Origin of the sequence: Pseudomonas sp. KB_12 (genome assembly GCF_052114545.1) — a bacterium.
GTDB classification, from domain to species: domain Bacteria; phylum Pseudomonadota; class Gammaproteobacteria; order Pseudomonadales; family Pseudomonadaceae; genus Aquipseudomonas; species Aquipseudomonas brassicacearum.
This window is the reverse complement of the sequence record NZ_JBFREY010000006.1, coordinates 293,066-308,790: the sequence shown is the minus strand read 5'-3', so window position 1 is coordinate 308,790 and position 15,725 is coordinate 293,066. Positions and strand designations below refer to the sequence as shown.

Annotated in this window: 13 protein-coding genes; 7 read left to right on the top strand and 6 right to left on the bottom strand. The window is 62.7% G+C overall.

The window, feature by feature from the left end; all coding sequences use genetic code 11:
* Positions 1-5: 5 nt before the first annotated feature.
* From AB4Z20_RS06035 to AB4Z20_RS06010, 6 genes are all read left to right on the top strand, one after another.
* On the top strand, positions 6-668 hold the full coding sequence (locus AB4Z20_RS06035) for an amino acid ABC transporter permease (RefSeq protein ID WP_014338686.1): 663 nt from the start codon (positions 6-8) through the stop codon (positions 666-668).
* Positions 665-1,471 carry an amino acid ABC transporter ATP-binding protein gene (locus AB4Z20_RS06030; RefSeq protein WP_077506311.1) on the top strand — a complete coding sequence of 269 codons (807 nt, stop codon included), beginning with the start codon at positions 665-667 and terminating at the stop codon, positions 1,469-1,471. Before AB4Z20_RS06035 ends, AB4Z20_RS06030 begins: the two co-directional genes overlap by 4 nt.
* 40 nt (positions 1,472-1,511) lie before the next feature.
* Positions 1,512-1,901, top strand: coding sequence for a RidA family protein (locus tag AB4Z20_RS06025; protein WP_024616640.1), 390 nt, complete (start codon positions 1,512-1,514; stop codon positions 1,899-1,901).
* 165 nt (positions 1,902-2,066) lie between these two features.
* Complete coding sequence (locus AB4Z20_RS06020; protein ID WP_253473437.1) at positions 2,067-2,831, top strand: IclR family transcriptional regulator; 765 nt, start codon at positions 2,067-2,069, stop codon at positions 2,829-2,831.
* 40 nt (positions 2,832-2,871) lie between these two features.
* Positions 2,872-4,089, top strand: a complete 1,218-nt coding sequence (locus AB4Z20_RS06015; RefSeq protein ID WP_442089523.1) for an amino acid deaminase — start codon at positions 2,872-2,874, stop codon at positions 4,087-4,089.
* Positions 4,090-4,241: 152 nt separating this feature from the next.
* Positions 4,242-5,159, top strand: coding sequence for a sugar kinase (locus tag AB4Z20_RS06010; protein ID WP_253473443.1), 918 nt, complete (start codon positions 4,242-4,244; stop codon positions 5,157-5,159).
* Between the two features lie 147 nt (positions 5,160-5,306).
* Here the strand turns inward: AB4Z20_RS06010 and AB4Z20_RS06005 are convergent, their stop codons facing one another.
* Both AB4Z20_RS06005 and AB4Z20_RS06000 read right to left on the bottom strand, forming a co-directional pair.
* The gene (locus AB4Z20_RS06005; RefSeq protein WP_003182808.1) at positions 5,307-5,582 is read right to left on the bottom strand and encodes a peptidylprolyl isomerase; all 276 of its coding nucleotides are present in this window, start codon (positions 5,580-5,582) and stop codon (positions 5,307-5,309) included.
* Positions 5,583-5,630: 48 nt separating this feature from the next.
* Positions 5,631-8,168, bottom strand: a complete 2,538-nt coding sequence (locus AB4Z20_RS06000) for a hybrid sensor histidine kinase/response regulator (RefSeq protein WP_253473447.1) — start codon at positions 8,166-8,168, stop codon at positions 5,631-5,633.
* A gap of 132 nt (positions 8,169-8,300) precedes the next feature.
* Between AB4Z20_RS06000 and AB4Z20_RS05995 the strand changes: the two genes are divergently transcribed.
* Positions 8,301-9,416: a PilT/PilU family type 4a pilus ATPase gene (locus AB4Z20_RS05995; protein ID WP_442089522.1), complete on the top strand. Its 1,116-nt coding sequence runs from the start codon at positions 8,301-8,303 to the stop codon at positions 9,414-9,416.
* A 178-nt stretch (positions 9,417-9,594) separates the two neighbouring features.
* Here the strand turns inward: AB4Z20_RS05995 and AB4Z20_RS05990 are convergent, their stop codons facing one another.
* The 4 genes from AB4Z20_RS05990 to AB4Z20_RS05975 all read right to left on the bottom strand — a co-directional run bounded on the left by AB4Z20_RS05990 (position 9,595) and on the right by AB4Z20_RS05975 (position 15,646).
* Positions 9,595-11,550, bottom strand: coding sequence for an acetoacetate--CoA ligase (locus AB4Z20_RS05990; protein ID WP_442089521.1), 1,956 nt, complete (start codon positions 11,548-11,550; stop codon positions 9,595-9,597).
* A 203-nt stretch (positions 11,551-11,753) separates the two neighbouring features.
* The gene (gene hbdH, locus AB4Z20_RS05985) at positions 11,754-12,530 is read right to left on the bottom strand and encodes a 3-hydroxybutyrate dehydrogenase (protein ID WP_063321984.1); all 777 of its coding nucleotides are present in this window, start codon (positions 12,528-12,530) and stop codon (positions 11,754-11,756) included.
* A 7-nt stretch (positions 12,531-12,537) separates the two neighbouring features.
* On the bottom strand, positions 12,538-13,929 hold the full coding sequence (locus AB4Z20_RS05980) for a GntP family permease (RefSeq protein ID WP_253473456.1): 1,392 nt from the start codon (positions 13,927-13,929) through the stop codon (positions 12,538-12,540).
* Positions 13,930-14,230: 301 nt separating this feature from the next.
* On the bottom strand, positions 14,231-15,646 hold the full coding sequence (locus tag AB4Z20_RS05975; RefSeq protein ID WP_253473459.1) for a sigma-54 interaction domain-containing protein: 1,416 nt from the start codon (positions 15,644-15,646) through the stop codon (positions 14,231-14,233).
* Between the last annotated feature and the right edge of the window lie 79 nt (positions 15,647-15,725).

The window sequence follows — 15,725 nt, the reverse complement described above, 5'->3', positions numbered from 1 at the left end:
TTCCCATGTACGAATCACCCAGTTGGTTGCATGAGTTATGGGTTGCCCGGGACACCCTGTGGGCCGGCTTCCTGACCAGTGTGCAGTGTTCGCTGCTGGCGATTGTGTTGGGCACGTTGATCGGCCTGGTCGCCGGCCTGGTGCTGACCTATGGCCGGACCTGGATGCGCGCGCCGTTTCGCTTCTATGTCGACCTGATTCGCGGCACGCCGGTGTTCGTGCTGGTGCTGGCCTGCTTCTACATGGCCCCGGCCCTGGGCTGGCAGATCGGCGCGTTCCAGGCCGGGGTCCTGGGGCTGACGCTGTTTTGTGGTTCCCACGTCGCCGAGATCGTGCGCGGGGCCTTGCAGGCATTGCCCCGCGGGCAGATGGAAGCGAGCCAGGCCATCGGCCTGACCTTTTTCCAAGCGCTGGGTTATGTGCTGTTGCCCCAGGCCTTGCGGCAGATCTTGCCGACCTGGGTCAATTCCTCCACCGAGATCGTCAAGGCCTCGACCCTGCTGTCGGTGATCGGCGTCGCCGAACTGCTGCTCAGCACCCAGCAGATCATCGCTCGGACCTTCATGACCCTGGAGTTTTACCTGTTCGCCGGGTTTCTCTTTTTCATCATCAATTACGCCATCGAATTGCTCGGGCGACACATTGAAAAGCGGGTGGCCTTGCCATGACTGACGTCTCGACTCTTTCCAATACGAACTTATCCAACACCCAGCCGCTGCTGGACATTCGCGGCCTGCGCAAACAATACGGCCCGTTGGAAGTGCTCAAGGGCGTGGACCTGAGTATGCAGCGCGGCAACGTGGTCACGTTGATCGGCTCCAGCGGTTCGGGCAAGACCACGCTGCTGCGCTGCGTCAACATGCTGGAAGAATTCCAGGGCGGGCAGATCATGCTTGACGGCGAGTCCATCGGTTACGACGACATCGACGGCAAGCGTGTGCGCCACGCCGAGAAAGTCATCGCCCGGCACCGGGCCATGACCGGCATGGCCTTCCAGCAATTCAACCTGTTCCCGCATTTGACCGCGTTGCAGAACGTCACCCTGGGCCTGCTCAAAGTGAAAAAACTGCCCAAGGACGAGGCGGTGGCCCTGGCCGAGAAATGGCTGGAGCGGGTGGGCTTGTTGGAGCGGCGCGATCACTTTCCCGGCCAGTTGTCCGGCGGCCAGCAGCAGCGCGTGGCGATTGCCCGGGCGATTGCCATGAACCCCAGCCTGATGTTGTTCGACGAAGTGACTTCGGCCCTGGACCCGGAACTGGTCGGCGAAGTGCTGAACGTGATCAAGGGCCTGGCCGAAGACGGCATGACCATGCTGCTGGTGACCCACGAAATGCGCTTCGCCTTCGAGGTCTCCGACAAGATTGTGTTCATGAACCAGGGCCGCATCGAAGAACAGGGGCCGCCGAAGGAATTGTTCGAACGGCCACAGTCGCCACGCCTGGCGGAATTTCTCAAGAACACGCGTTTTTAATCCATTCAGCTTTCAATCGATTCAAGAAAGGAGATAACCCATGAGCATTACGCGCTACGGCACCGGCAGCACCGCAGGTGGCGGTCAGCCTCGGCCATTCGCCCGCGCCGTGGAAGCCGATGGCTGGCTGCACGTGTCCGGCCAGGTGCCGGCGGTGAACGGCGAGATCATTGTCGGCGGGATCGTCGAGCAGACCCACCAGACCATGAAGAACCTGGTCGCCATTCTCGAAGAGGCCGGATACGGCCTGGAAGATGTGGTGCGCTGCGGCGTGTGGCTGGAAGACCCGCGGGATTTCTGGAGTTTCAACAAGGTCTTCGGCGAGTACTTCAGCCCGGAACACGCCCCGGCCAGGGCCTGCGTGCAGGCGAGCATGATGGTCGATTGCAAGGTCGAGATCGACTGCGTCGCCTACAAGAAAAAAGGCTGAACAAGATATTCTGGCGAATTCGCTTCTGTGGCGAGGGAGCTTGCTCCCGCTGGCCTGTGCAGCAGGCCCATCTTTTTGCGACTGCTGCGCAGCCGAGCGGGAGCAAGCTCCCTCGCCACAATAAAGATACATGCGACTATGAGTGAAACTTCAGGAACCAAAGACATGACCGAAGACACCATCAAACGCCGGGCCCGGGGATTGGATCGGGCGTTCGATATCCTCGACTTCCTCAAGGAAATCGGCCAGCCGCTGCGCCCGAACGATATTGCCAGCGGCATCGGCAGCCCCAAGTCCACGGTCTATGAACTGGTGGCGTCGCTGCTGGAGCGGCGCATCCTCGAGCCGGTGGGCAAGGACGGCCATGTCTACCTGGGCCGCCAGTTGTACTTTCTCGGGCAGGCGCACCTGCGGCATTTCGACCTGAGCCGCGAGGCTGACCATGCCTTGCAGGAGATCGTGCGCCAGACCCGGGAAACGGCGCAGATGTGCCTGCTCAACGGGCGCAAATACACCGTCGCGCTGATGAAGGAAGGCGAGCGGCATTTTCGCATTTCCTCGGACATCGGGGAAAACGCGCCGATCCCGTGGACGGCGTCCGGGCGCCTGCTGCTGGCGCATCTGAGTGACCAGCAGATCGTCGACCTGATCGACCCTGACGACTTCATTTTGCCGGACGGCGAGCGCCTGCCCCTGGAGCAATTCCTCAAGGAAATCCGCCAGGCCGGCCTCGATGGTTTTTTCTCCTTCGACAGTGTCGCCGACACCTTCACCCACTGCTTCGCCGCACCGGTCAAAGACCCGAATGGCGTGGCCATCGCCACCCTGTGCATCGTCGCCCCACGGGCCGACGCGAAGAACAATTACGCCGACTACCGCCGGGTGCTGATCGAAAGCGCCAACCACCTGGCCCGTCGTATCAATGAATAGACAGCAACGGCACTAGCGGCCGTGTGCGAGGAGTTCGAACATGCCTTCCGCCATCCTTAATGCCGGCGTCGAAAAGGGCGCCGCCACCGTCGGCGCCCACCTGCTACGGGACGTCAGCCTGCCGGCGCTGGTACTGCATCGCGCGGCGCTGGAGCACAACATCCGCTGGATGCAAGATTTCGTCACCCGCAGCGGTGCCGAGCTGGCGCCCCACGGCAAGACCAGCATGACCCCCGCGCTGTTTCGCCGGCAACTGGAGGCCGGCGCCTGGGGCCTGACCCTCGCCAGCGCCGTGCAGACCCGTGCCGCTTACGCCCATGGCGTGCGCCGGGTGTTGATGGCCAACCAATTGGTGGGCACGCCGAACATGGCGCTGATTGCCGATTTGCTCGCCGACCCGGCGTTCGAATTCCACTGCCTGGTCGATCATCCGGACAACGTCGCTGACCTGGGCGCTTACTTCGCCTCTCGCGGCGTACGGCTCAATGTGATGATCGAGTACGGCGTGGTCGGCGGGCGTTGTGGCTGCCGGACCGAAGCCGAGGTGTTGGCCCTGGCCGAGGCGATCCAGGCGCAACCGGCGTTGGCGTTGACCGGCATCGAAGGCTACGAAGGGGTGATCCACGGTGACCACGCCATCAGTGGCATTCGTGCGTTCGCGGCGTCCCTGGTGCGGTTGGCGGTGCAGTTGCAGGACAACGGCGCGTTTGCCATCGACAAACCGATCATCACCGCCTCGGGGTCGGCCTGGTACGACCTGATCGCCGAATCCTTCGAAGCCCAGAATGCCCACGGACGGTTCCTCAGCGTGCTGCGCCCTGGCAGCTACGTGGCCCATGACCATGGCATCTACAAAGAGGCCCAGTGCTGCGTGCTGGAGCGTCGCAGCGATTTGCACGAAGGCCTGCGCCCGGCGCTGGAAGTCTGGGCCCACGTGCAATCGCTGCCGGAGCCGGGCTTCGCGGTGATCGCCCTGGGCAAGCGCGACGTGGCCTACGACGCTGGCTTGCCGGTGCCGCTCAAGCGCTACCAGCCCGGATCGGACACGCTGGTGGGTGATGATGTGAGTGGCTGCAAGGTGACGGCGGTGATGGACCAGCATGCGTTCATGACGGTAGCGGTGGGGGTTGAGTTGCGGGTCGGGGACATCATCTCGTTCGGTACTTCACATCCGTGCCTGACGTTCGACAAGTGGCGGGTGGGGTGCCTGGTGGATGAGCAGTTGCGGGTGGTGGAGAGCATGGAGACTTGTTTCTAGCCTTTGAACCGAGTTGCGGCTATCGCGGGCAAGCCTTGCTCCCACATTGATCGACTGTGAACACAAAATGGGTGTTTACCCAAGATCCCCTGTGGGAGCAAGGCTTGCTCGCGATAGCAGCCTGCCAGACACCACCAAATCCAGGATCATCCATGAGCAACCCCAAACCCCGCATCGCCCTGATCGGCGAATGCATGATCGAACTGCAACAACGCGCCGACGGCAGCCTGCTGCAAAGCTTCGGTGGCGACACCCTGAACACGGCGGTGTACCTGTCCCGCGCCTTGGGCGACAGGGGCGCGGTGGATTATGTCACCGCCTTGGGCGACGACAGTTTCAGCGATGCCATGTGTGAAAACTGGGCCGCCGAGAACATCGGGCTGCAACGGGTCCAGCGCTTGCCTGGACGCCTGCCGGGTTTGTATTGCATCCAGACTGACGCGGCGGGGGAGCGGCGATTCCTGTATTGGCGCAACGAGGCGGCGGTGCGCGATTGTTTTACCACCCCGGCCGCCGGGCCGATCCTGGCCGCGTTACTGGATTACGATGTGCTGTATTTCAGCGGCGTGACCCTGGCGGTGCTCGGCGAGCAGGGGCGTGGCAAACTCATCGAAACCCTGGTCGAAGCGCGTCGGCGCGGGGCGCTGGTGGTGTTCGACAATAACTTCCGGCCCCGGCTCTGGGCGTCGATCGAAGCGGCGCGGGTGGCGTATCGCAGCGTCTTGCCCTATGTGGAACTGGCGCTGCTGACCGTAGAGGATGAACAGGCATTGTTCGGTCATGCCGACAGTGAGGCGGTGTTCGCCGCCTATGCGCAGCTCGGCACGCCCGAGGTGGTGCTCAAGCGCGGTGCCGAGGCCTGCCTGATTCGTTGCGACGGCCAGTCTTATGAAGTTCCTGCCTTGCGGGTCGAGCGCGTCGTGGACACCACGGCGGCGGGGGATTCCTTCAGCGCCGCGTACCTGGCGAGTCGTTTGCTGGGCGGTAGCCCGGCGGAGGCGGCCGAGGCGGGGCATCGGTTGGCGAGCCGGGTGATCCAGGTGCCGGGGGCGTTGATGCCCAAGGACTGACATCTCCCTGGAAATCAGGCTATGCCCTTGTGGCGAGGGAGCTTGCTCCCGCTGGCCTGCGCAGCAGGCCCATTTTTGCGACTGCTGCGCAGCCGAGCGGGAGCAAGCTCCCTCGCCACAAGGGCCGGTTGGCAGTCCGGAATCGCTTCAATCGCGATAAAAAACCTGCACCAAGTGATACCCGAACTTGCTCTTGATCGGCCCATGCACCACCCGCAGCGGTTTCTTGAAAATCACCGCATCGATCACGCCGACCATCTGCCCCGGCCTGACTTCACCCAAATCGCCGCCGCGTTTGCCCGAAGGGCAGGTGGAGTATTTCTTGGCCAGCACGTCGAAAGCTTCGCCCTTGGCGATGCGTTGCTTGAGCTGTTCGGCTTCTTCGGCGGTTTTCACCAGGATATGGCGGGCTTGGGCTTTCATTGCTGCGGTGACCTGAACGGTGCGACGGGGCGGCGATTATGCCTCAAGTCAGTTGCCATGGTTGATCATCGTCCGAATCTTGTGGGCCAGCAGATCGAGGGTGAAGGGCTTGGCGACCATGTCCATGCCCTGGTCGAGGAATCCCTGGCGTTCGGCGGCTTTCTGCGCGTAGCCGGTCATGAACAGCACTTTCAACCCCGGGCGGTGCTGGCGGGCGATTTCCGCCAGTTGCCGGCCATTCATGCCCGGTAGCCCGACATCGGTCACCAGCAGGTCGATGCGCTGGTCCGATTCCAGCACGGGAAGCGCGGTCACGGCGTCCCGGGCTTCGAGAGCGGTGTAGCCCAAGGCCTGCAACAGGTCGAGCACCAGCATGCGCACGGCGGGTTCATCCTCCACCAGCAACACGGTCTCCCCGGCGATGGCCGGCGGTACGACGACCGTCTCGGGCGTCTCGGGTGGTTGGGTCGGCGAAACGTGCAAGCGCGGCAGGTACAACTGCACCCGCGTGCCTTGGCCCGGCACACTGTCGAGGTTGAGGTGCCCACCCGACTGCTGGGCAAAGCCGTAGATCATCGACAAGCCCAGGCCGGTGCCCTGGCCGATGGGCTTGGTGGTGAAGAACGGATCGAAAGCCTTGGCCAGCACGGCGGGGGTCATGCCGCTGCCGTTGTCGCTGACGGCGATCATCACGTAATCCCCGGCCTTGACCGGCTCCAGGGTGTTGATGTCCGTAGCGTCGAGATAGACATTGGCGGTTTCGACGATCAGTTCGCCGCCCTCGGGCATGGCATCGCGGGCGTTGATCACCAGGTTGAGCAGGGCGTTTTCCAACTGGCTGGCGTCGGTGTTGACCGGCCACAGCTCGCTGGCCAGTTGCAGCCGCAGCACGATGTGATCGCCAGTGGTGCGGCTCAACAGGTCTTCGAGCGAGTGCACCAGCTCGTTGGCGTCCAGCGGTTTGCGGTCCAGGGACTGGCGTCGGGAAAAAGCCAGCAGCCGATGGGTCAGGGCCGCGGCGCGGTTGGCCGAGGACACCGCCGCTTCGGTGAAGCGCCCGATCTCGTCAGTGCGGCCAGCGGCGATGTAGCGTTGCATCAGGTCGAGGCTGCCGAGGATGCCGGTGAGCATATTGTTGAAGTCATGGGCAATGCCGCCCGTGAGCTGGCCCACGGCTTCCATTTTCTGCGCATGGCGCAGGGCTTCCTCCGCGCGCTCGCGTTCGAACATCTCGCTTTGCAGCCGGTGATTGGCTTCGGCCAGTTGCTGGGTACGGGCGATGACGCGTTCTTCCAGTGTTTCGTTGAGGTTGCGCAGGGCCTCCTCGGTTTTCCGGCTCTCGGTTTCGTCGATCACGAAGATGTAGAAACCGTTCACCGCACCGTCCGCCCCATGGCGAGGCAGGTAGTTGATCAGCGAATGGCGCGGGCGCCCGTCGCGATGGTCCATCTGCACGGTGAAGCTGCACGGCTTGCCGGCCAGGGCATCGGCGATCTGTTGGGCGCGGGCGGCATAGGCCTCTTCACCGAGCACTTCGCGGATGGTCTTGCCGTAGAGTTCCTGCGGGGTCAGGCCGTACCAGTCCAGGTAAGCGCTATTGTTCAGCCGGAAACGCTCTTCGCGGTCCACGTAGCTGATGAGGATCGGCATCGCATTGATGATCAGCTGCAGCTCGGTCTGGCTCTGGCGCAGGGCTTGCTCGGTGCGCTTGCGTTCGGTCAGGTCCAGCGCCGCGCCAAGAAAACGCTTGGGCCGGCCGTGGCGATCCTTGTAGCAACGGCCGCGCACGTATACCCAGCGCAACTCATCGTCGGGCTGCAGCAGTCGGTACTCCTCGGCGTATTCGGTGCCGTGGGTGATGCAGTGCTTGATGCTGCGGGCAACCATCGCCCGGTCCTCGGGGTGCACGCCTTCGAGGTAGGCACTGATGGGCAACTGGCGGGACAGGCTGGGGTCGACGCCATGCAACAGGGCGAAGTGCGCATCGGCAATAAAGCGGTCTTCGCTGATGTCCCAGTCCCAGGTGCCCAGCGCGTCGGCGGCGGCCAGGGCCAGTTGCAGGCGCTCTTCGCTTTCATGTTGGGCCTTGAGGCTGGCCTCGGAGCGGCGTTCGAACTCCATGGCCAGGCGGCGTCGTTCGCTGGTCTCGATGGCGGTGACCAGGATGCCGGCGACGCTGCCGCTTTCGTCACGCACCGGGCTGTAGGTCAGGTCCAGCCAGACATCACAGAGACGGCCGGCGAAGGGCACGCGCCATTGCTGGTCGCGGCAGGAGTGTGTCTGGCCTTGCAACACACGGTGATAAATCCCTTCGGTCGTACTCTTGAGTTCGGGCCATGCTGTATGGGTCGGTCGGCCGAATGCCCGGGGGTGCTTGTCACCGGCCAGTCGGCCGAAGGCGTCGTTGTAGAGATGGGACAGCTGCGGTCCCCACAGCAAGGCCATCGCCATGGGCGAATGGAGCATGATGTCCACGGCGGTGCGCAGGCTCTGGGGCCAGTTCTGGGCAGCGCCCAGCGGGGTCAGGGCCCAGTCCATCTGGCTGATCAGGCGCTGTGTATCGCTGCCGGCGGGTGTCGCGTTCATCAGGCGACCCCTGGCTGTCGTGTCTGTGCCACGGCGTCGACTATCCTCAGAAGAGGGTACATGCGGGTGGGTCTGAAGGGGTTCATGTTCGGCTCAGCTTGTTTCATTGATGTCTCGCGGAAGTTTCAGTCCATGGAAATCGATCCGTTGTTGCGAATCCTGGCGAGCCAGAATGGTTCCGACCTTTACATGTCCACGGGTGCGCCACCGTGCGCGCGCTTCGAGGGGGTGATCAAGCCCTTGGGTAACGAGGCGTTCAAGGTCGGCGACATTGCCAGGCTCGCCGAGTCTCTGATGGACGCCGAACAGCGCCTTGAGTTCGATCGGGAGTTGGAAATGAACCTGGCGATCTCCCTGGCCGGTGTCGGGCGGTTCCGGGTCAATATCTTCAAGCAGCGCAATGACGTGTCCATGGTGATTCGCAACGTCAAGCTGGACATCCCGCGCTTCGAAGACCTGAAACTGCCTCGAGTGCTTTTAGACACCATCATGCAGAAACAGGGGCTGATGCTGTTCGTCGGTGCGACAGGCTCGGGCAAGTCGACCTCCCTGGCGGCGCTGATCGATTACCGCAATCGCAACAGCAGCGGCCACATCATCACCATCGAGGACCCGGTGGAGTATATCCATCGGCACAAGAAATCCATCATCAATCAACGGGAAGTCGGTGTCGACACCCGCAGTTTCCATGCAGCCCTGAAAAACACCCTGCGCCAGGCGCCGGACGTGGTGCTGATCGGCGAAATCCGCGACCGGGAAACCATGGAGCATGCCTTGGCGTTTGCCGACACCGGGCACCTGGTGATTTCCACCTTGCATGCCCATAACGCCAACCAGGCCCTGGACCGGGTGATCAATTTCTTTCCGGAAGAACGCCGGCCGCAGTTGCTCATTGACCTGGGCAACAACCTCAAGGCGTTCGTCTCCCAGCGCCTGGTGCGTACCCGCACCGGCCAGCGACGAGCGGCGGTGGAGGTCATGCTGGGCTCGCCGACGGTGGCCGACCTGATCCGGCGCAACGAGCTCGGCGAGCTCAAGGGCATCATGGAGAAGTCAGAGGAACTGGGGATGCAAACCTTTGATCACGCGTTGTTCAACCTGGTGGTCGAAGGTGCCATCGATGAGGAAGAAGCGCTGAAGAATGCCGACTCGGCGAACAACCTGCGGTTGCGGTTGAAGTTGCATAGCGAGTCGGGGGCGGTGCCACCGGCCGATCCGGCGGCGGGTAAGTGGGGGCTTATGGACTGAACACCTATTGGAGTAGCCATTGTGGGAGCAAAGCCTGTGAGAGCAAAACCTGTGGGAGCAAAGCTTGCTCGCGATGAACGATGACGCGGTAGGTCTGGAAAACCGCGTTGCTTGTATCGCGAGCAAGCTTTGCTCCCACAAGTGTTTTTGCTCCCCACAGGTCTGAGGCCTGCTCAGTTCAAGTAGCAAGCTCCGGCCGATCCCGGAACTGCTCCAAAGCCCCAGGGTTGGCCAAGGCATCGGTGTTCTTCACCACCTCGCCATGCACCACATTGCGCACCGCCAGCTCCACCACCTTGCCGCTGATGGTTCGCGGAATATCACTGACCGCGAGGATCTTCGCCGGTACATGACGCGGTGTGGTGTTGGCCCGGATAACCTGGCGGATCCGTTGCGCCAAGGCTTCATCCAGTGTCACGCCATCGCGCAGGCGCACGAACAGCACCACCCGGACATCGCCCTGCCATTGCTGGCCGATGGCGACGCAGTCCAGCACTTGCTCGACTTTTTCCACCTGCCGATAGATTTCCGCGGTGCCGATGCGCACGCCGCCAGGGTTGAGCACGGCATCGGAGCGGCCATGGATCAGGAAACCGCCGTGGGGCAGTTCCTCGGCGTAGTCGCCTTGGGCCCACACGCCGGGAAACTGGGCGAAGTAGGAGGCGCGAAGCTTTTCCTGCCGAGGGTCGTTCCACAAACCAATGGGCATCGCCGGGAAATGCCGGGTGCACACCAACTCACCTTTTTCACCAATGACCGGGTTGCCGGCCTCGTTCCAGACCTGCACGGCCATGCCCAGGCTCTTGCCCTGCATCTCGCCCCGGCGCACCGGCGACAGCGGGTTGCCGTTGACGAAGCAGGACACAATGTCGGTGCCACCAGACATCGAGGCCAGGCAGACATCGGCCTTGAGGTCGCGGTACACGTAATCGTAGCTATGGGGGGCCAGCGCCGAACCGGTGGAGAGCAGGGTTTTCAGACTGTCCAAACGGTGCGTCTGGCGGGGCTTGAGGCCCTCGCTTTCCAGGGCAGCGAGGAACTTGGGGCTGGTGCCGAATACGCTGATGCGCTGCTGGTCGATCAGGTCCAGCAAGCGCTCGGGGCCGGGGTGGAACGGCGAACCATCGTAGAGCACCACCGTGCTGCCCACGGCGAGGGCCGACACCAGCCAGTTCCACATCATCCAACCGCAGGTCGTGTAGTAGAACAGCCGATCCTCGGGCCCGAGGTCCACGTGCAGGCCATGTTCCTTGACGTGTTGCAGCAGCACGCCACCGGTGCCATGGACGATGCACTTCGGTACGCCGGTGGTGCCGCTGGAGTACAGGATGTACAGCGGGTGGTCGAAGGGCACGCTGACGAATTCCGGTTCGCCACCGCGTTGATAAAAGTCGTTCCACAGCGCGACAGCGGCCGAGGTCTTGAATGCCTCGACGCGCACGTCCGGCTGCGCATAAGGCAACACGATCAGTTGCTGCAGCGACGGTAGCCGTTCGAGGATTTCATTGACCTTGGCCTGCTGGTCGATGACCTTGCCAGCGTAGCGATAACCGGCGCAGGTGATCAGCACCTTGGGTTCGATCTGGCCGAACCGGTCGATGACGCCTTGGGTACCGAAGTCCGGTGACGAGCACGACCAGATCGCGCCCAGGCTGGTGGTGGCGAGCATGCCGACCAGGGTTTGCCAGGTGTTGGGCAGGCAAGCGGCGACTCGATCACCCTGGGTGACGCCGGCGGCCTTCAGGCTTGTTTGCAGGCCAGCGACATGGGTGGCGAGTTCGGCCCAGGCCAGTTGTTCCTGGCCGCCGTTTTCGTCGAGCGCCACCACCGCGACGGCGTCATCGCGGCGGCGCAGCAGGTGCTCGGCGAAGTTCAGTGTGGCGCCAGGGAACCACTGGGCGCTGGGCATTTGCGAACCTTCCACCAACACCGCGTCGGGCGCTTGGTGAAAGCGAATCTCGAAGAAATCGACAATGGCCTGCCAGAAGGCTTCGCGCTGGTCGATGCTCCAGGCGTGCAGGGCCGGGTAGTCGTGCAGTTGCAGGTGATGTCGCGCGTTGACGAACTGGCGAAAGGCGTTCATGCGCGACTGGGCGATGCGTTCGGGGCTGGGTTGCCAGAGGATGTCGGACATGGGGTGCCTCTTGTTTTTTTGTGTACACGCAAACTATAGAGCGACCCAATCTTGTGGCGAGGGGATTTATCTGTGGGAGCAAGGCTTGCCCGCGATGAACGAAAACGCGGTTTTGCTGTTAAACCGCGGAGCGGCCATCGCGGGCAAGCCTTGCTCCCACAAGTCGGGGATAAATCCCCTCGCCACAAGGGATCGCAAGGGATTTATTGAGCCAACCACCCACCATCGATATTCCACGCCGCGCCGCGCACCTGGCTGCCGGCTTCGCTGCACAGGAACAGCACCAGTTCCCCCAGTTGCGGCGGGGTGACGAATTCCAGGGACGGCTGTTTCTCGGCCAATAGATCGTGCTGTGCCTGTTGCGGATCGACGCCGGCGGCAATGCGATCGTCGATCTGTTTTTGCACCAGTGGCGTCAGCACCCAGCCCGGGCAAATGGCGTTGCAGGTCACGTTGCTGGTGGCGGTTTCCAGGCCGACCACCTTGGTCAAGCCGATCACCCCATGCTTGGCCGCGACATACGCCGCCTTGCCCACCGAGCCGACCTGGCCGTGCACCGAGGCGACGTTGATAATCCGCCCCCAGCCCTTGGCACGCATGCCCGGCAGGCTCAGGCGGGTGGCGTGGAACACCGAGGACAGGTTGATGGCAATGATCGAGTCCCAACGCTCCACCGGGAAATCCTCCACGGCGGCCACGTGCTGGATTCCGGCGTTGTTCACCAGGATGTCCACGCCGCCGAACTCGCGCTCGGCGTAGGCGAGCATGTCGGCGATCTGCGCCGGGTCGCTGACATCGGCCGGATGATGACCGACCTTGCCACCGAACTGTTTCACCTCGGCGATCACCGCCGAGGCATCGCCAAAGCCGTTGAGGATCAGGTTGGCCCCGGCCTTGGCCAGGCTCAGGGCGATGCCCAGGCCGATGCCGCTGGTAGAGCCGGTGACCAGGGCGGTCTTGCCCGAAAGAGTGGTTGTCATGGGAACCTCACACAATGCCAGTGGCGTAGAACACACCGATCACCACGAAGACCGCGAGGGTCTTGATCAGCGTAATGCAGAAAATGTCTTTATAGGCTTCGCGGTGGGTCAGCCCGGTCACCGCCAGCAGGGTAATCACCGCGCCGTTGTGCGGCAGGGTGTCCATGCCGCCGCTGGCCATGGCCGCCACCCGGTGCAATACCTCCAGGGGAATGTTGGCGGCGTGGGCAGCGTTGATAAAGGTTTCGGACATCGCTGCCAAAGCGATGCTCATGCCTCCCGAGGCGGAGCCGGTGATGCCCGCCAGCAGCGTGACGGTCACTGCTTCGTTGACCAGTGGGTTGGGAATGCTCTTGAGCCAGTCGGCCAGCACCAGGAAACCCGGCAAGGATGCGATGACCGCGCCGAAGCCATATTCCGACGCAGTGTTCATCGCCGCCAGCAACGCGCCGCCCACGGCGCTCTTGCTGCCTTCGGCCAGCTTGCTGCGAATGGCCCGGAAACCGAACAGCAGGACCATGATGATGCCCACCAGCAACGCCGCTTGCACCGCCCAGATCGCGGTGAGCTTGGCGATGTCGCTGGTCACTGGCGTCGCCATGCCCGGCAGCGCGAGGCTGTGGGTCTTGCCATACCACTGGGGAATCCACTGGGTGAACAACAGGTTCATGAGCCCTACCGCCAGCAGTGGCGAAACGGCGATCCAGGGGTTCGGCAGCTTGATGTCTTCAGCGGTTTCCGGCTCGTTGCGCAACTCGGTGCCATAGCCTTCGCCCACGCGCTGGGCCTTGTTGCGCTGGCGTTGCAGGAACAGCATGCCGAGGCTGAACACGAAGATCGTGCCGATCACACCCAGCCACGGTGCGGCCCAGGCCGTGGTGTTGAAGAACGTGCTGGGGATGATGTTCTGGATCTGCGGCGTGCCGGGCAGGGCGTCCATGGTGAACGAGAACGCGCCGAGGGCGATGGTGGCCGGGATCAGGCGCTTGGGGATATTACTCTGGCGGAACATCTCGGCGGCGAACGGGTACACCGCGAACACTACAACGAACAGCGACACGCCGCCATAGGTCAGCAAGGCACAGACCAGCACGATCACCAGCATGGCCTGGCGCGTCCCCAGCAAGCGAATCGCCGCGGCGACGATGGAGCGGGAGAAGCCCGACAGCTCGATCAACTTGCCGAACACTGCGCCGAGCAGGAACACCGGGAAATACAGTTTGATGAAGCCGACCATTTTTTCCATGAACACCCCGGTGAAGGCGGGAGCTACGGCGGACGGGTCGGTGAGCAGGACGGCGCCGAGAGCGGCGATGGGGGCAAAGAGGATAACGCTGTAGCCACGGTAGGCGGCGACCATCAGCAGCGTGAGGGCTGCCAAGGCAATGATCACACTCATGGTGTGTCTCCTGGATTGTTATTGTTGTGGTGAAGCTGTGGAGGGGGCTTTAGCGAGTTTTGTGCCAGGTGTGTAACTGGCTGAAATATAAAGACTTTATTTGCTGTTTTAGGATGAGGAGGGACTGTTTGTCTCTGTTTTGAGATTTTTTTGGGTGTGCAGGCCTCATCGCGAGCAAGCTCGCTCCCACAGTTGACCGCGTACTTCAGAAGAACCCCAATACTTTGTGGGAGCGAGCTTGCTCGCGATGAGCGCAAAGCGCTCCAAAAGCACAAGTCTATATTTTGAGAATTGAGTCTCTCTATTGAGACTCGGCAATCCCCAACGCCACCATCTTCTTGTACAACGTCGACCGTCCCAACCCCAACCGCTCGGCCGCTTCAACCACTTTGCCCCCGCATTGCGCAAGGGTGGTTTCGATCAACTGTCGGTCGAAGCGCGCCCGGGCCTGGCTGAAAGTTTCTTGCGGCAACGGTTCCAGGCTCGGGCTTGCCGTGTGGGTTACCGGTATGAACGTGCCGATGGCAGCGCGGATGTCTGGCGCCGTGAGCACCAGGTCATCACTGAGCAGCGCGGCCCGTTCCAGCACGTTGCGCAGTTCGCGGATGTTGCCCGGCCAGGCATGTTGCCGCAGCAGGTCGAGGGCGGCGTGGTTCAGTTCATGCTGGCTGCGCAGTTCTTCAAGGATCGCTTCGCTCAGGGCCGGCAAGTCCTCCAGGCGTTCGCGCAACGGCGGGACCTGGATCGGCAGCACGTTGAGGCGGTAATACAGGTCGGCGCGGAACTCTCCGCGCTTGATCGCCGCTTCCAGGTCCATGGAGGTGGCGGCGATTATGCGCACGTCGCTTTGCAGCACCTCGTTGGAGCCCACCGGTTCGTATTCCTTTTCCTGGAGCACGCGCAGCAGTTTGCTTTGCAGCGGCAGCGGCATGTCACCGATCTCGTCGAGGAACAGCGTACCGCCCTGGGCGATCTGCAGTTTGCCGGCGCGGCCCTTGCGGTCGGCCCCGGTAAACGCCCCTGGCGCGGTGCCGAAGAATTCGGCTTCCAGTAGCGATTCAGGAATCGCTGCGCTGTTGATGCTGACGAACGCCTTGTGGGCGCGCGGCGAAGCACTGTGGATGGCCTGGGCCAGCAGTTCCTTGCCGGTGCCGGTTTCGCCGAGCAGCAGCACCGGCGAATCGGCGCTGGCGCTGCGCCGGGCACGGCGCTTGACCTCAAGGCCGGCGTTGCTGGTGCCAATGAAATGGGCAAAGTTGTACTTGGTCTGCCGCGCCCGCAGCAGCGAGCGGGTGGAGGCCAGTTCTTCCTGCATGCTCAGGTAGCGCTTGAGCATCGGGGACAGGCTGCGCAACTCATCGAACAAGGCAAAGCCGATGGCGCCGATCACCGCACCCGCGCTGTCGTGGATCGGCAGGCGCATCACCACCAGGGGTTCCTTGGGCGTGTCCTGCATGTCCAGCAGGATCGGGCGCCCGGTGCGCACAACCTCGCGCAACAGGCTGCCGGGAATCACGCTTTCGCACGCCCGGCCAATCGCCTCCTGCGCCGAGTTCAGGCCGAAGCGGCGGGCGTAGCGTTCGTTCATCCAGACGATATTCGCGTCACGATCGACAATCACCGTGCCTTCGCTGGACTGCTCGATGATTTCGAACAACGAACGGATCGCCAGCGTGCGGACGCGCTTGTAATCCTTGAGGCTTTCGGTGGGGTTCATGGTCGGGTCCGGATTGTGTGTTGCTTGTCAGGTCCTCATCGCGAGCAAGCTCGCTCCCACAGTTGATCTTCAGTGCGAC

Bases quoted from the DNA above. Each gene is read 5' to 3' on its own strand.
- AB4Z20_RS06030 (WP_077506311.1), top strand. From the start codon at position 665: ATGACTGACGTCTCGACTCTTTCCAATACGAACTTATCCAACACCCAG.
- AB4Z20_RS06035 (WP_014338686.1), top strand. From the start codon at position 6: ATGTACGAATCACCCAGTTGGTTGCATGAGTTATGGGTTGCCCGGGAC.
- AB4Z20_RS06025 (WP_024616640.1), top strand. From the start codon at position 1,512: ATGAGCATTACGCGCTACGGCACCGGCAGCACCGCAGGTGGCGGTCAG.
- AB4Z20_RS06000 (WP_253473447.1), bottom strand. From the start codon at position 8,168: ATGAACGCGACACCCGCCGGCAGCGATACACAGCGCCTGATCAGCCAG.
- AB4Z20_RS05990 (WP_442089521.1), bottom strand. From the start codon at position 11,550: ATGTCCGACATCCTCTGGCAACCCAGCCCCGAACGCATCGCCCAGTCG.
- AB4Z20_RS05995 (WP_442089522.1), top strand. From the start codon at position 8,301: ATGGAAATCGATCCGTTGTTGCGAATCCTGGCGAGCCAGAATGGTTCC.
- AB4Z20_RS06005 (WP_003182808.1), bottom strand. From the start codon at position 5,582: ATGAAAGCCCAAGCCCGCCATATCCTGGTGAAAACCGCCGAAGAAGCC.
- AB4Z20_RS06015 (WP_442089523.1), top strand. From the start codon at position 2,872: ATGCCTTCCGCCATCCTTAATGCCGGCGTCGAAAAGGGCGCCGCCACC.
- hbdH (WP_063321984.1), bottom strand. From the start codon at position 12,530: ATGACAACCACTCTTTCGGGCAAGACCGCCCTGGTCACCGGCTCTACC.
- AB4Z20_RS05980 (WP_253473456.1), bottom strand. From the start codon at position 13,929: ATGAGTGTGATCATTGCCTTGGCAGCCCTCACGCTGCTGATGGTCGCC.
- AB4Z20_RS05975 (WP_253473459.1), bottom strand. From the start codon at position 15,646: ATGAACCCCACCGAAAGCCTCAAGGATTACAAGCGCGTCCGCACGCTG.
- AB4Z20_RS06010 (WP_253473443.1), top strand. From the start codon at position 4,242: ATGAGCAACCCCAAACCCCGCATCGCCCTGATCGGCGAATGCATGATC.
- AB4Z20_RS06020 (WP_253473437.1), top strand. From the start codon at position 2,067: ATGACCGAAGACACCATCAAACGCCGGGCCCGGGGATTGGATCGGGCG.